This is a genomic window from Lentzea sp. NPDC051838 (assembly GCF_040681245.1).
Lineage (GTDB): Bacteria > Actinomycetota > Actinomycetes > Mycobacteriales > Pseudonocardiaceae > Lentzea.
In genome coordinates this window covers 1-15,229 of sequence record NZ_JBFAYI010000007.1, presented here as the reverse complement: position 1 = coordinate 15,229, position 15,229 = coordinate 1, and the positions used below count along the sequence as shown (strand labels likewise).

The following is a 15,229-nucleotide window of genomic DNA, read 5'->3' as shown; positions in this document are numbered from 1 at the left end:
AAAGGCCTGGTCAGAGCGCTGATATATCGGTTGTGCAAAAGACGTTTGCGGACGTCCGCAAACGTCTTTTGCATCCGCGCAGGCCTGGCAGGGTTGGGCGGCTGTCGCCAGAATGGGCCGCTGATGTCCGCGCTGTGCGAGGAGTTGCCACCATGCGAGTAGCCGTGGTCGGGGCCAGTGGACGGATCGGGTCGTTGACCGTCGCCGCGTTGCACCGCGACGGGCACGACGTCGTGCCCATCAGCCGGACCCACGGTGTCGACGTCATCGCCGGCACCGGGCTCGACGAAGCCCTGAAGAGCGTGGCCGCGGTCGTCGACACCACCAGCGTCGAGGCCGCGACCGAGGCGGAGGCCGTCGGTTTCTTCACCACGGCCGCGGCCAACCTGCTCGCCGCCGAACAGCGCGCCGGGGTCGGCCACCACGTCGTGCTGTCCATCGCCCGCGTCCGCACCGTGCCCGGCAACCCTCACCACGCGGGCAAGCGCGCCCAGGAGGACGCCGTCGAGGCCGGGCCGATCCCGTACACGATCGTTCCCGCGACGCAGTTCTACGACTTCCCCGCGACGTTCGTGGGGTGGGTGGAACACGACGGTGTCGCGCAGTTGCCGCCGCTGTTGATGCAGCCGATCGCCCCCGCCGACGTCGCCGACGTTCTCGCCCGAGTCGCCGTAGGTACGCCGCAGGGCCGGCACCGCGACATCGCCGGCCCCGAGACGCACGAACTCGTCGACATGGCTCGCCGCACGCTCGCCGTCCAGGGCAGGAGCACGAAGCTCGTGGCGACCTGGCACGGCGGCGTGTTCGACGAGACCGCCGCCGGCGACGTCCTGCTACCGGCGGCGGACGCGGAGATCGCCCCGACGACCTTCGACGAGTGGCTTGCGGCTCAACGGAGCTAGCACTGGGCGACGGGCTGTGCCTTCAGCAGAGGTTCGGCGGCACGGGCGTCCAGAAGCAACGGGATGATGGAACGCGCTTCCTGGCGAAGAGGCACGATGCGATCGCCGCCACGCAGGTACTGCGACTTGATGCCGTGCAGCGCGAGCTCGTCGGAGAACTCGCGGTACTGGGCACCGGTCAGGACGTAGCCGCAGGGAGGCGTCGCGAGCACGTCACCAGGCGCCGGCGGTTGGTTGTCGGCGCCGGCGAAGTAGATCGGGCCGGATCGCACCGCACGCGAAGCGGCGTTGGCGGCCTCGATCTCCGCACGCCGATCCCGGACGAACGACTGCGTGCCGTCCAGAGCCTTCAAATGCGAGTCGACGCGGTATGCGGGAGTGCCGTCGACGTTGGTCTCGACGAGCAACCCCATGCCGTGCTTCAACCCACCCGTGTTGCGCAGGATGCGTTCCTGGTGATCACCCGCCACCTGACGCACCGGCTCACCGGTCACCGGGTCGACGTAGATGCCGTAGACACCGGACGTCCGGCCGGCCGCCTCAACAGAAGGCCGCACGTAAGACCGCGACAGCGACTCGGACAGCGAGTGCACACCTGAAGCAACGTTGAGGTTGCGCGGCCACAGCCAGAGCACGTCCTTCACGTAGTAGGGCGCGGAAGGCCCGAACTCGTGGAGGTCGTGGATGACGTCAGGCCGCCAGTCACGAATCACCGCGGCCATCGCGCGAGCCTCGGCGGACTTCAGCAACAGGTGGTCGCGGTTGATGTCGGTGCCAAGAGAGTTGCCGCGCGTGTCGGCGACGCGGCCATCGGGGTTGGCGTTCGGCACGAACAGGTAGGTCACGGCGGAAGAGCGCGGCAACGAGCGCATCCGGATCAAGCAGGCTTCGCGGCCCGCGGGTTCGTCACCGTGCTGCGAACAGATGAACAGCACGACCGTGCGCGCCGACCGAGAGCCGACGCGCACCAGTTGCAGCGGCCTGCCTTGCACGGTCTCACCGATCTGCGACACCGGAAGACCCAGCGAGCGCAGGTAGTCCTGCTCCTCGGTCTCGGTGGTCCACTTGCCGGTCTTCTCGAACCCGGTCCGCGGCTCGGGAGCAGCCAGAGCGGGCACGGGCACCAGCAACGAAGCAGCAGCCAGTAAAGCGATCAGTCCCCTCATAGAGGAGACTTTGCCGCCTCTGTCAACCGCCGGGCCGTGCGGTTCCAGTCGACGAAACCGTGGATCACCAGACCCGCGAAGACCACGTAGACCAGCGCGCTGAAGTACAGGCCCGACTGGATCTGCAGCGGCACGCCCACGAAGTCGACCACGAGCCACACCAGCCAGAACTCGACCAGACCGAGTCCCTGCAGGGTGAACGCCAGCACGGTGCCGACGAAGATCGCGGCGTCCGGCCACGGCGCCCAGGAGGCGTCCAGCCAGTCCAGAACCAGCGCGAAACCGACTGTGCCGACCAGGAAAACGCTGGCCACTACTAGCCGTTCGACCCAGGAGCCCTTGCGCACCACGACACCGAACACCGGGTCACGCCGGCGCACCCACGCGTACCAGCCGTAGACGGCGATCAGCCCGACGACGATCTGCCGAGTGGCGAGACCACCCAGGTGCGCGGACGCGTAGACCGTGAACAGCAATGCGACCGAGACGAGTTGAACAGGCCAGGTCAACAGTGAACGCCGCTGCGCCAGGAAGACCACCGCCAACGCGAGGACCTGCCCGAACAGCTCCGTGTACGCGATCTTCTGTCCGAAGATCGTCAGTCCCAGCTCGTACCACACGGCTTGTTCTCCCGTGGTTCAGTCGCCGTATACCGGTGTTTTCTACGTTCCCACCATGTCATCTCCCTTAGCGCTGGCGCTCGTGCCCTTGTTCCTCACCGCACCTGCGACTCCCGTCATCACACCGACGGTGATCACGCAGACGTTCGAGGAGCCCTCAGACGCCGACGACCCGGCCATCTGGGTGAACCCGCGCAACACCGAACGCAGTGTGGTCCTGGGCACACTCAAGGAAGGCGGCTTGGCGGCGTTCGACCTGAACGGCCGCACGATCGGCGTGTACCCGGCGCCGAAGCCTCCCACGCCGGATGCCAAGCCCGGCCGCTACAACAACGTCGACGTGCTGGGCGACCGCGCGTTCGTCAGCGACCGCGGCCGTGACCGCATCCGGGTGTTCCAAGTGGACGAACGCGGTGCGAAGGACGTCACGAACCCCGCCACCAAACCGGTGTTCAGCAAGACCGAGGCGGAGGTCGACGAGCAGCACACCGTCTACGGCCTGGCCGCCGGGCGCATCAACGGCAAGGACGTCGTCGTCACCAGCCAGCGCAGCGAGGCCCGCATCGCGCTCCTCCAGGCGACCAAGGACAACGACACCCGCAAGGTGTCCACTCTGGACCTTCCGAGCACCTTCACGCTGCCGAACGGCAAGCAGTGGACGGTGTGCGGCGAGCCCGGCGAGGGCCCGCAGGTCGAGGGCATGGTGATCGACGAGCGCACCAGCACGCTGTACGCGGCGCAGGAGGACGTCGGCATCTGGCGCATCCCGTTGCGCTCCAACGGCTTCGGCAAACCGCAGCTCGTCGACAAGGTCAGGACTTGGGGCGCGCCGCAGAAGTACAACCCCGAGACCGAGGAGTGCGAGGCAGACGGTCCCAACCCCGGCTTCGGCGGCAAGTGGCTCGAAGCCGACGCCGAGGGCCTCACGATCGCGAACGACGTGCTGCTCGCGTCCAGCCAGGGCGACTCGCGGTTCGTCGCCTACCGCAAGGCCGACATGAAGCCGCTCAAGGACTTCCGAATCAAGGACGTGGAGCACTCCGACGGCGCCGACATCGTCACCGGCAAGCTCAACCTGCTCGTCGTCCACGACGGCGAACGTCCGAATGGCACGGGTTTCGCGTTCATCAGGTTCTAACCTGTCCCGATGGGGACAACGCTGAGCCAGGACGCCCTCAACCGGGCACTGATCGAACGACAGATGCTGCGCGAACGCGCCGACATAGGCGCGTTCGCCGCCATCGAACGACTCTTCGGCATCCAGGCCCAGGAACCCAAGTCCCCGTACATCGGTCTGTGGACGCGGCTGAACCACTTCCGGCCCGATGAGCTCGAAGATCTCCTCGTCAGCAGGTACGTCGTCCGCATCCTGCTGATGCGCGGCACGATCCACCTGGTAAGCGCCGTCGACGCGCTGACCCTCCGGCCCCACATGCAGCTCCGGCTCGACCGGGAGCTGCAGAGTGGCCCGTTCGCGAAACACCTCAGGGGTCTCGATCTCGACGCCGTCGCCGAAGCCGGCCGCAAGATCCTCGAAGAGGACCCTCAGGGCACCGCGGACGCCGGAAAACAGCTGAAACAACTCTGGCCCGACCGCGAGCACACCGTCCTGGGCAACGCACTGCGCAACAAGCTCGCGCTCGTCCAGCTTCCGCCGAGAGGCCTGTGGCACCAGAGCGGCCGGGCGGTCTGCACGACGATGGAGTCCTGGCTCGACCAGGAGCAGCACCCCATGCCACTCGAACGCCTGGTCCTGCGCTACCTCAAGGCATTCGGCCCGGCGACGGTGATGGACGCCCAGCAGTGGTCCGGCCTCACCAGGCTCACCGACACGTTCGAAGCACTCCGACCGCAGCTCGAGACCTTCCGCAACGAGGCCGGCAAAGAGCTGTTCGACCTCCCGGACGCGCCGCGCCCCGACCCGGAAACCTCACTGCCAGTGAGGCTTCTGCCCGAGTTCGACAACATCCTGCTCGCCCACGCCGACCGCAGGAGGGTCATCGCGGACGACCGGCTCGGCGTCGTCATCGGCGGCAAGCCGACAGTCCTCGTCGACGGCTACGTCGTCGCCACCTGGTCCATGGCGAAAGACAAGACCATTTCGGTCGACTACCTCGACAAGCTGCCGAAGAGCAGGCAGAAGGCGGTCGCCGAGGAGTGCGACCGCCTTCAGGACTGGATGAGCTCTTAGGCGGCGACCGAGACGTGCGCGCCATCACCGACGACCAGCCGGTGCTGGCGCGCCGATCCGACGCGAGCCTTGCGCCCGATCAACGACGTCTCGATCCCGGACACGTTGTGCACCGACGCCTCGTTCAGCACGATCGAGTCGGCCACCCCGGACTCGGTGATCCGGCAGTCCGCGCCGATCGACGCGTACGGCCCCACGATCGACTCCTCGACCAGCGTGCCGGGACCGATGATCGCGGGCCCGACGATGCACGAGCGCACGACCCGCGCGCCCTCCTCGATCACGACGTCGCCGATCAGCCGCGACTCGTCGTCGACCACGCCCTGGACGTCCTTCCGCAGCCCCAGAAGCAGCTCGCGGTTGCACTCCAGCACCTCCTCGATGCTCCCGGTGTCCTTCCAGAACCCGGAGTAGCTCGACGCCCGCACGTCGCGCTCGTGCGTGACGAGCCACTGCAGCGCGTCGGTGATCTCGAACTCGCCGCGCCACGACGGCTCGATCGCGTCGACGGCGGCGTGCACGGCGGAGGTGAAGAAGTAGACGCCGATCATCGCGAGATCGCTGCGAGGCTCCCGAGGCTGCTCGATCAGCCGCGTCACGCGCGAGTTCTCGTCCACCTCGGCGACCCCGTACAGCGACGGGTCCTCCACCTTGTCCACGAGCACCTGCGCGGACGGCCGCAGCCGCACGAAGTCGTCGGCGATCTGCGTGATGCCCTCGGCGAACACCGTGCCGCCCAGGTAGAGCACGAAGTCGTCGTCGCCGAGGAACGGCCTGGCGGTCCTCACGGAGTGGGCGAGTCCGAGCGAGAACCGCTGGTCGATGTAGGTCAACGACACACCCAGCACCGACCCGTCGCCGTACTGCTCGGCGACCTCGTGCTCGCCGTCCGCCACGACGACGCCGATCTCGGTGATCCCGATGTCCCGCAGGTTGTCCACGACGTACTCGAGCACCGGTTTGTTCGCGATGGGGACGAGCAGCGGCGGCAGCGAGCATCCGGCGGGACGACTTCTTGTTCCCGCTCCTCCGGACAGCACAAGGGCTTTCATGGGTCCTCCACCGCGACAGCGGACAAGTTCGGGTGGATACGAGCGTCCGTGCGCCCGCTGGATCGAAACTGGAGAACCGTCAGAACACGAAGAAGGGGCCCCTCGCGAGGGGCCCCTTCGACGAAATGAGAACTACTTCTCGTTCATCGGCATGCCCGACGGCGGCGTCGGGGCGTCACCCATGCGGCCACCCACGGTGGCGGGCATCTCCTGGGAGGCACGCGGCATCGGCGACTCGACGTTCGCCTCCTCCTGCATGCGGTTCAGCCAGCCCTCCCAGCGCGCCTGCATCGGGCGGACCAGGCCACCGCCGACACCGATGATGATCACGCCGGCGACCGTGGCGAGCACGGCGATCAGCACCGGCATGGTCACCGAGATCGCGATGCCCAGCTGGTTGAGCGCCGCGATGATGCCCAGCGCCATCACGAAGCCGTACGTGATGTTGCCCAGGATCTTCGTGTACGAGCGCTGGCCGAGCGCGCCGGTCACGAGGCCCTTGAGCGCCGTGCCGATGGCCGACGCGACGATCACGAGCACCATCGCCACGACGATGCGCGGCAGGTACGCGATGACCTCGTTCAGCAGCGTGCTGACCGGGTTCGAGGCGCCGAACACGCCGAACGCCAGCTGCAGCGCGATCAGCAGCACGAAGTAGTAGACGATCTTGGCGATCAGGCCGGTCGCGTCCATCGGCGACTGGCGCATCGCGTTGTTCAGGCCCGACTTGTCGACGAGCTTGTCGAAGCCGACGCGCTTGAGCAGGAACTGGACGCCCTTGGCGAGAGCCTTGGCGATGAACCAGCCGATGACCAGAACGAGCAGGAAGCCGAGCAGCTTCGGCACGAACGTGGCCACCATCGCCCACGCCTGGCCCAGGCCCTCGGTGATTTGCGAGCCCACGGGCCCTCCAAAGAACAAAGTTGCGGTGAGTGAAGATCCGACCAGTTGATCGTTTCGCGGTTCACCCCGCTCGGCAACTTCGACACTGTGACACGAAAGGGTGGCTGACGTGGATTTTTGTCTCAATACAGTCCAGAGTGGAACTACCGGTGGGGACCGGGGAGAGGGAAGGGCCCGACACGCTCCGTGTCGGGCCCTTCCACATTTCCCAAGAGATTTCTACGGTCGCGCGGAGAGTCCCCGGCCGTCGAGATACAGCTGCATCCGGTCCGGCGAGAGTGCCGGCGCCGCGCCTCCCTGACCGTCCTTCGGCACGTCCGGCCGCGGGTCGCCGGCGCACTCGGAGCTGCTGCCCGGCAGCGCACCGTCGATCAGGTACCGGTTGACCTTGTCGTCGACGCACTTGTTGCCGCCGTTGTAGAGCCCGTGCTTGCCCTCGTCGACGACGCTGATCAGGTTGTGCCCCAACCTCGACGCCATCGCGGGCCCGCTCGCGTACTGCGTCTGCGTGTCGCCCTCGGACTGCACGACGACGCCGACGGGGTATCCGTTGCGCGCGATCCTGACCGGCTCCTCCGGCGGCGTGAACGAGCGGAACGTGCACGTCATCGGTGCGGCGCGGACGATCCCGAAGCCGAACGGGTAGCGCTCGCGGAACGTCCGCATGTCCTCGTAGTAGACGTGCAGGTCGGTCGGCCAGTCGGACTCGCAGGTGACCGTGTCGAACACGCCGGACCGCAGCTCCTGCAGACCGGTCTTCGCGAGCAGCTGCCCGGCCTTGGCGCCTTCGGTGTTGGCGGGCTTCTCGCCCGACCGCAGCTTGATCACGATCGACGCGAGGTCTGACCACAGTGGACGGTAGCGGGAGCCGACCCCGACCGCGCCGTCGAAGGAAGAGCGGTCGTGCTCACCGACCGGCGTGCCGTGCAGCTTGGCGGCGACCTTCTCGACCTCGGCGATCACCTCGTCCTGCGACTTGCCCAGGCCGAACTTCTCGTTGCGCTCCCCCACCCACGCCGCCCACACCTCGACGTCGTGCCGGTACGCCACGGCCTGCTGCCGGAACTGCTCGTGCCACACCCACTCCGGGTGCACGGCGGAGTCGAGCACGCTGCGGTCCAGGCGGTTCGGGAACAACGTCCCGTACACCGCGCCCAGGTACGTGCCGTAGGAGTAACCCAAGTAGTTGATCTTCTGCTCGCCCAGCACCGCGCGCACGACGTCCATGTCCCGCGCGGTGTTCGCGGTGCTGATGAACTGCCGGATCCCGCCGGACGACTTCTGGCACGCCTCCTCGGCCTCGCGCGCCTCGGCCGCCCACTTGCCGAACTCGCTGTCCGCGGGCCGCGACTCCGGGTCGGCGATCGCCGGTGCGGCTCGGCAGTTCAGCGCCGTCGACCCGCCGACCCCGCGCGGGTCGAGGCCGATCACGTCGTAGACCTGCGAGAGCTCGGACTTGCCCAGGAACAGCGGCAGGCCGAGCCCCGAACCACCAGGTCCACCCGGATTGGTGAACAGCACGCCGCGCCTGCGGTCCTGCGCCGCCGCCTTCTTCCGGCTGATCGTGAGGTTGATCCGGTCACCGGCCGGTTTGGTGTAGTCGAGCGGCGCCATGAGCGTCGCGCATTCCAGCTCGCTGAGCTTTCCGCTGCACGCGGACCACTTGACGGGTTGGGCGACGTACTCGGCGAGGGGGTCGGGAGGGTCGGCCGCGGCTGCCACGCCCGTGGCGGTGAGCATGACCACGCCGAGGACGAAAGCCAGGAACCTGCGCAAGACGAAACCTCCGTGCCGAGCCGAAATGACCTCTGCTTCCCGAAGGTATGGCCGTTCAAACGACGGAGAGGGTTCTGTCACCCGTCCCGGTGATGTCACCCAGAACGCCTTAAGCTGCGGGTATGACCAAGGCAGCCCCGGCGAAGGAGGAGCACCCGCCCACCCTCTCCGCCCGCACGATGCGCAAGATCGAGCGCGCGTCCGGATCACTCGCCACCGCGAGCGTGTCCGCGATGGAGGAGCGGCTGCCGTGGTTCGCCCGGATGCCCGCGGACCAGCGCGCGAGCGTGCTGCTGCTGATCCAGAACGGCGTGGCGGGGTTCGTCGAGTGGCTGCACGACCGGCAGCAGGCGATCCGGCTCACCGCGGACGCGTTCCGCAGCGCCCCCAAGGACATCTCCCGCTGGGTCAGCCTGCGCCAGACCGTCGAGCTGGTCCGGATAGCGCTGGAGCACTTCGAGGACCAGATGCCGGAGATGGCCGCGGACGAGGCCGAACGCGCGCTGCTGATGGAGGGCGTGCTCCGGTACGGCCGGGAGATCGCGTTCTCCGCCGCCACCTCTTATGCGGCGGCGGCCGAGGCGCGTGGCGCGTGGGACGCCCGGCTGGAAGCGCTGGTCGTGGACGGCATCGTGCGTGGCGACCCCGAGGAGTCACTGCTGTCGCGTGCGGCCGCACTCGGCTGGGACCCGGCGCTCGAAGCCACGGTCCTGGTCGGCAACCCCGGCGGTGAGGACCCGCCCACGATCATCTACTCGGTCCGCAGCAAGGCGGCGCGTGCGGGACGGCCGGTGCTGCTGTCCGTCCAGGGCTCGCGGCTGGTGGTCGTGCTCGGCGGCCCGACGGAGACCGGAGAGGACGTGCTGGGCCGGATAGCGGAAGGCTTCGGCGAAGGACCCGTTGTGGCGGGACCCACAGTCGCCTCCCTCTCGGAGGCCCACCGCAGCGCCAGCGACGCGTTGAGCGGACTGCGCGCGGTCGTGGGCTGGCCCGCCGCTCCGAGGCCGGTCCGCTCGCTCGACCTGCTGCCGGAACGCGCTTTGGCGGGCGACCCGGAGGCCGAGTGGCAGCTCGTTGACAGGGTTGCGCGGCCACTGGAGGACGCGGGCGGCGCGCTGCTGGAGACCGTGGACGCGTTCCTGGAGGTCGGCGGCGTGCTCGAGACGTGCGCGAAAAGGCTGTTCGTGCACCCGAACACGGTCAGATATCGCCTTCGGCGCGTTCAGGAAATGACGGGAAGAAATGCACATGACGCTCGAGACGCGCTTGTGCTTCGCGTCGCTTTGTCTGTAGGCCGCCTTGCTCGGGCCCGGGGGCTGTGGTAGCGAACGGCCTGTGACCGACTTCGCACACATCCGTTAGGGTGAGAGCCAAACGACCTGCCCATGCGCTGACCTGCGAGGACGTCGAGGATCGTTCACCTGGCCGACACTTTTGTAGGGTCTCTACAAATACGATCGCCGTACTTCGTTCTTTACAGCATGGGGTACCGGTGGGTTCACCAGCTTTAGTAATCGGCGTGATCGCACTCCTCGCGCCCGGACAAGGGTCCCAGACGCCCGGCATGCTCACCCCCTGGCTCGAACTGGAGGGGGCGGAGAAGCAGGTCCGCACGTGGTCGGAGATCACGGGCCTGGACCTGGTGCGTCTCGGCACCACCGCGGAGGCCGACGAGATCGTCGACACCGCCATCACCCAGCCGCTGGTCGTGGCACTCGCCGTGCTCGCGTTCGGTGAGCTGCGCAAGCGCGTCGAACTGCCGTCCGCCGTGATCGTCGGCGGTCACTCGGTCGGCGAGCTCGCGGCCGCCGCGGTCGCGGGTGTCATCAGCGCCGACGACGCCGTCGCGCTGGCCGCCGTGCGCGGTGCCGCGATGGCCGAGGCGTGCGCCCTGGAGCCGACCGGCATGGCCGCGGTGCTCGGCGGCGACGAGCCGGAGGTGCTCGCGCGCCTCGAGGAGCTCGGTCTCGTGCCCGCCAACCGCAACGGCGCCGGCCAGATCGTCGCCGCCGGTCCGCACTCGGCTCTCGACGCGCTGGTGGAGAACCCTCCCGGCCCGGCGAAGATCCGCAAGCTCGCCGTCGCGGGCGCGTTCCACACCCAGTACATGGCGCCTGCGGAAGACGCAGTGCGCGCGCGTGCCGCCGAAGTCACCACGCACGACCCGTTGCTGCCGCTGGTGTCCAACAAGGACGGTCAGGTCGTCACCGAGGGCACCGAGGTGCTGCGGCGCCTGGTCTCCCAGGTCACGAGCCCCGTCCGCTGGGACCTGTGCCAGGCCACCCTCGTCGAGAAGGGCATCGCGGGCTCGGTCGAGCTGCCGCCCGCCGGCGTGCTGACGGGTCTCGCCAAGCGTGCGATGAAGGGCACCGCCACCCTCGCCCTCAAGACCCCCGACCAGCTCGAGAAGGTCGCGGAGCTGTTCGACACCGTTGGAGCTAACTAAGTGACGACCTTCCAGGCCCCGCAGGCATCCGCGGGTAGCCGCATCATCGGCCTCGGCAGCTACCAGCCCGAGACGGTGGTGAGCAACCACGACCTCGCCGCGCGGATGGACACGTCCGACGAGTGGATCCGCGACCGCGTCGGCATCGTCAACCGGCGGTTCGCGTCCAAGGACGAGGGCGTCGTGGACATGTCGGTCACGGCGGGCACCAGGGCGATCGAGGACGCGGGTCTCACCCCGGCCGACATCGGTGGCGTCATCGTGGCGACGTGCACGATGCCGTCGACCATCCCGAACGCCGCCGCCCAGGTCGCGGACAAGATCGGCATCAAGGCCGCCGCCGCGTTCGACCTCAACGCCGCGTGCGCGGGCTTCTGCTACGCCGTCGCCACCGCGTCGGACATCGTCCGCGCGGGCACGCTGAAGAACGTGCTCGTCATCGGTGCCGAGAAGCTCACCGACTGGACCGACCAGGACGACCGCTCGACCGCGATCATCTTCGCGGACGGCGCGGGCGCCGTCGTGATCGGCGCGAGCGACGACAACCAGATCGGCCCCGTCGCGTGGGGCTCGGCCGGTGACATGGCCGAGGTCATCAACATCGTCGACCGCGACTCCTTCATCCACCAGGAAGGCCAGACGGTCTTCCGCTGGGCGACGACCCAGATCGCGCCCATCGCTCTCCGCGCCGCCGAGCTCGCGGGTGTCGAACTGTCCGATGTGGACGTGTTCGCCCCGCACCAGGCGAACCTGCGGATCATCGAGGCGATCGCCAAGCGCCTGCGCAACAATGGTGCGCGGGAGGACCTGAAGGTCGCTCGAGACATCGTCGAATCCGGTAACACCTCCTCGGCCTCGATCCCCATGGCACTGGACCACATGCGGGCGGCGGGCGAGATCTCCTCGGGAGATGTGGTGCTGATGGTCGGGTTCGGCGCAGGCCTGTCCTACGCGGGACAGGTGGTCCGGGTCCCATGAGTTTTTCCACCGTTTCAATCGAAAGGGAACTTCAGTGAGCGACAACGTCCTGACCGGTCTTGCCGAGATCGTCGAAGAGGTCGCCGGCGTTGCCGCCGACGACGTCACCGCTGAGAAGTCCTTCGTGGACGACCTCGACATCGACTCGCTGTCGATGGTCGAGATCGCCGTCCAGGCTGAGGACAAGTTCGGCGTGAAGATCCCGGACGACGAGCTGGCGAACCTCAAGACCGTTGGTGACGCGGTGAACTACATCACCAGCAACAAGTGAGTTCGGACATCGAGGTCGTCATCACCGGGCTGGGTGCCACCACCCCGCTCGGCGGTGACGTCACGTCCACCTGGGACGCACTGCTCGCGGGCAAGAGCGGGGTCAGCCCCCTCACCCACGAGTGGGTGGAGAAGTACGACCTGCCGGTGAAGATCGCTTCCCAGCTGGTCGTCGACCCCACCGAGGTGCTTCCCCGCGTCGAGGCGAGGCGCCTTGACCGCTCGGAGCAGGTCGCCATCGTGGCGTCCCGCCAGGCGTGGCAGGACGCGGGCCACAGCGACGACACCGTGGACCGCCAGCGCCTGGCCGTGATCATCGGCACGGGCATCGGCGGCGCGATCACCCTCCTGACCCAGGACGACCTCCTGGAGCAGCAGGGCCTGCGCAAGGTGTCGCCGCTGACCGTCCCGATGCTGATGCCGAACGGCCCGGCCGCCCACGTGGGCCTCGAACTGAAGGCCCAAGCAGGCGTCCACGCCCCGGTCTCGGCCTGCGCCTCAGGTGCCGAAGCCATCGCCTGGGCCTACCGCATGATCAAGTCCGGCGAAGCCGACGTGGTCGTGGCAGGCGGCGCCGAAGCGTGCATCACGGCAATCCCGGTAGCGGGCTTCTCGCAGGCCCGAACCATGAGCACCCGCAACGACGAGCCCGAAAAGGCCTCGCGCCCGTTCGACACGGCCCGCGACGGCTTCGTCCTGGGCGAAGGCGCCGGAATCATGGTCCTGGAACGCCGAGAGTTCGCCGAAGCCCGAGGTGCCAAGATCTACGGCCGCCTGGCAGGCATCGGCACCTCAGCCGACGGCTACCACATCACCGCCCCGGACCCCGAGGGCGTGGGCCAGTCCCGCGCCATCGCCGCAGCCCTGCGCTCCGGCAACATCGACCCGTCCGACGTGGGCCACGTCAACTGCCACGCCACCTCCACCCCGGTGGGCGACGTCGCGGAAACCGTGGCAATCCGCAAGGCGATCGGCGACCACCCGGTCCTGACCGCCCCGAAGGGCGCCCTGGGACACCTCCTGGGCGCAGCAGGCGCAGTAGAAGCCATCGTGACCGTCCTCTCGATCCGCGATGGCGTGGTTCCACAAACGCTGAACCTGGAAAACCTGGACCCGGCCGTCTCCCTGGACGTGGTCGCAGGCGAACCGCGCAAGATCAAGCTGGACGCCGCAGTGAACGACTCGTTCGGCTTCGGCGGCCACAACGTGGCCCTGGCCTTCACCCCGGCCTAGTCACGCCCGCACCACCACGAAGCCCCGGCCCGCACCCGCAAGCCGGGGCTTCGGCTTTCCCAGATGGAAAAGCCGAGCGAGGACGGGACAGGGGCGAGGGGAAGGCACAGGGGCGAAGGCGCGGGGAAGGCACAGGGGCGGAGGCGCGGCGAGGGCGCGGCGAGGGCGAAGGCGGGAACGGCGGACGCGGGGCGAAGGCGGAGGCGGGAGCGGGAGCTAGAACCGGGGGCGGGAGGCGGTGGCAGGGCGATGGCGAAGCCGAGCTGCTTGGGCGACGCCGCGTGGGTTCTAGGGATCGTTGCAACACCTGAGTTGTTCAGGGGTTGCAGTGTTCGAGATCCGCGGGGATCGGTCGCCGCAGGGACGTAGGAAGCTGGTGGCGGAGCGCCAGGCTTATCTTGATCTTGTGGCGCGGGGTGTGGGGAACGACGAGGCCTGCCGGATCGTGGGAGTCAACCGGGTGACCGGTTATCGATGGCGGCACGGACGAGCAGACGTGGCGCGGGCCGGGCAGAAGGTGCCTCCCGTCCGGCCCGCACCAGGCTCGGACAGGTTCTTGTCGGTCGACGAGCGGATCGTGATCGCTGACGGGCTGCGGGCGGGCCGTTCACTACGGTCGATCGCGCGGGAGTCGGGCCGCAGCCCGTCCACGATCAGCCGGGAGATCGCGCGTAACCGTCATCCCGGCTCGGGGGACTACCGGCCCTACGCGGCCCAGGACCGGGCCGAGGCACGTCGTCCGCGCCCGAAGACCGGCAAGATCGCCGCCTGCCCTGAACTGCATGATCTCGTGCAGGGCATGCTGGATGACCGGTGCAGTCCCGAGCAGATCAGTCGCCGGCTGCGCCGTGATCACCCCGACCGGCCGGAGCTGCACGTGACCCACGAGACGATCTACCAGACCCTCTACCTGCAAGGCCGCGGCGAGCTGCGCCGCGAAATCGCCCGCGCGCTGCGCACCGGCCGCACCGTGCGCAAACCCCGCCGCACCGGCGACGCACGCCAGCCCCGATTCACCCATCCGATGCTGATGATCAGCGACCGGCCAGCCGAGGTCGCCGACCGCGCCGTCCCCGGTCACTGGGAAGGCGACCTGATCATCGGTGGTGGCGGCACCTCCGCGATCGGCACCCTGGTCGAGCGCACCACCCGGTTCGTGATGCTCGTGCACCTGCCCGAACGTCACAACGCCGAGACCGTCCGCGACGGTCTCATCACCACGATCGGCACCCTGCCGGAACTTCTGCGGCAGTCGCTGACCTGGGACCAAGGCCCGGAAATGGGCCGCCACCACGAGTTCAGCATCGCCACCGGCATGCCCGTCTACTTCTGCGACCCGCACAGCCCCTGGCAACGCGGCTCCAACGAGAACACCAACGGCCTGCTACGCCAATACTTCCCCAAAGGCGCCAACCTGTCCGCCCACACCGCCGACGACCTCGCCGCCGTCGCAGCCCAGCTCAACCGCCGCCCACGCAAGACACTCGACTGGGACACCCCAGCCGAACGCCTCACTAAACTCCTGGCTCAGGCCAGTTGACCACCTGTGTTGCGACGACCCCTGGAATCCACCCCGAAGGCGAGCTGCCCTTACCTCACAACGAATAGGTGGGGTGGGTCCCGTCACGAGTCGTGGCTGAACGTTGGCCGCGCCAGGTCAGGGGTGTCAACTCGACACGCTTTTCGTCGACT

General features: G+C 68.3%; 14 protein-coding genes. 9 read left to right on the top strand and 5 right to left on the bottom strand.

Annotation, left to right across the window (positions count from 1 at the left end; genetic code table 11):
- Window positions 1–152: 152 nt before the first annotated feature.
- Window positions 153–902, top strand: coding sequence for an SDR family oxidoreductase (locus AB0M24_RS18105; protein WP_363768348.1), 750 nt, complete (start codon window positions 153–155; stop codon window positions 900–902).
- Here the strand turns inward: AB0M24_RS18105 and AB0M24_RS18100 are convergent.
- Together AB0M24_RS18100 and pnuC are read right to left on the bottom strand one after the other, a co-directional pair.
- Entirely contained in the window at window positions 899–2,068 is a 1,170-nt protein-coding gene (locus tag AB0M24_RS18100; RefSeq protein ID WP_363768345.1) for a M14 family zinc carboxypeptidase, read from the bottom strand. The two genes, AB0M24_RS18105 and AB0M24_RS18100, sit on opposite strands and share 4 nt — an antisense overlap.
- Window positions 2,065–2,688, bottom strand: a complete 624-nt coding sequence (gene pnuC / locus AB0M24_RS18095) for a nicotinamide riboside transporter PnuC (RefSeq protein WP_363768342.1) — start codon at window positions 2,686–2,688, stop codon at window positions 2,065–2,067. Before pnuC ends, AB0M24_RS18100 begins: the two co-directional genes overlap by 4 nt.
- 55 nt (window positions 2,689–2,743) lie before the next feature.
- On the opposite strand from pnuC, the gene AB0M24_RS18090 reads away from it, so the two are divergent.
- Complete coding sequence (locus AB0M24_RS18090) at window positions 2,744–3,826, top strand: phytase (RefSeq protein ID WP_363768339.1); 1,083 nt, start codon at window positions 2,744–2,746, stop codon at window positions 3,824–3,826.
- Window positions 3,827–3,835: 9 nt separating this feature from the next.
- Window positions 3,836–4,879: a winged helix DNA-binding domain-containing protein gene (locus AB0M24_RS18085; protein WP_363768336.1), complete on the top strand. Its 1,044-nt coding sequence runs from the start codon at window positions 3,836–3,838 to the stop codon at window positions 4,877–4,879.
- On the opposite strand, the gene AB0M24_RS18080 is transcribed toward AB0M24_RS18085, so the two are convergent.
- The 3 genes from AB0M24_RS18080 to AB0M24_RS18070 all read right to left on the bottom strand — a co-directional run bounded on the left by AB0M24_RS18080 (window position 4,876) and on the right by AB0M24_RS18070 (window position 8,610).
- Window positions 4,876–5,931, bottom strand: coding sequence for a glucose-1-phosphate thymidylyltransferase (locus tag AB0M24_RS18080; RefSeq protein ID WP_363768333.1), 1,056 nt, complete (start codon window positions 5,929–5,931; stop codon window positions 4,876–4,878). The genes AB0M24_RS18085 and AB0M24_RS18080 overlap by 4 nt on opposite strands.
- A 132-nt stretch (window positions 5,932–6,063) precedes the next feature.
- Window positions 6,064–6,834: a hypothetical protein gene (locus tag AB0M24_RS18075; RefSeq protein ID WP_363768330.1), complete on the bottom strand. Its 771-nt coding sequence runs from the start codon at window positions 6,832–6,834 to the stop codon at window positions 6,064–6,066.
- 219 nt (window positions 6,835–7,053) lie between these two features.
- Window positions 7,054–8,610: an alpha/beta fold hydrolase gene (locus tag AB0M24_RS18070; protein ID WP_363768327.1), complete on the bottom strand. Its 1,557-nt coding sequence runs from the start codon at window positions 8,608–8,610 to the stop codon at window positions 7,054–7,056.
- Window positions 8,611–8,732: 122 nt separating this feature from the next.
- Between AB0M24_RS18070 and AB0M24_RS18065 the strand changes: the two genes are divergently transcribed.
- From AB0M24_RS18065 to AB0M24_RS18040, 6 genes are all read left to right on the top strand, one after another.
- A complete protein-coding gene (locus tag AB0M24_RS18065; protein ID WP_363768324.1) occupies window positions 8,733–9,935 on the top strand; it encodes a helix-turn-helix domain-containing protein in 1,203 nt (400 codons plus the stop codon).
- A gap of 194 nt (window positions 9,936–10,129) precedes the next feature.
- Window positions 10,130–11,056 carry an ACP S-malonyltransferase gene (locus AB0M24_RS18060; protein WP_363768321.1) on the top strand — a complete coding sequence of 309 codons (927 nt, stop codon included), beginning with the start codon at window positions 10,130–10,132 and terminating at the stop codon, window positions 11,054–11,056.
- Window positions 11,057–12,034, top strand: coding sequence for a beta-ketoacyl-ACP synthase III (locus tag AB0M24_RS18055; protein WP_363768318.1), 978 nt, complete (start codon window positions 11,057–11,059; stop codon window positions 12,032–12,034).
- Between the two features lie 34 nt (window positions 12,035–12,068).
- Complete coding sequence (locus AB0M24_RS18050; protein WP_089950824.1) at window positions 12,069–12,305, top strand: acyl carrier protein; 237 nt, start codon at window positions 12,069–12,071, stop codon at window positions 12,303–12,305.
- Window positions 12,302–13,537: a beta-ketoacyl-ACP synthase II gene (gene fabF / locus AB0M24_RS18045; RefSeq protein ID WP_363768313.1), complete on the top strand. Its 1,236-nt coding sequence runs from the start codon at window positions 12,302–12,304 to the stop codon at window positions 13,535–13,537. The genes AB0M24_RS18050 and fabF overlap by 4 nt, the downstream gene beginning before the upstream one ends.
- A 496-nt stretch (window positions 13,538–14,033) precedes the next feature.
- On the top strand, window positions 14,034–15,077 hold the full coding sequence (locus AB0M24_RS18040) for an IS30 family transposase (RefSeq protein WP_363769304.1): 1,044 nt from the start codon (window positions 14,034–14,036) through the stop codon (window positions 15,075–15,077).
- The last annotated feature ends 152 nt before the right edge of the window (window positions 15,078–15,229 follow it).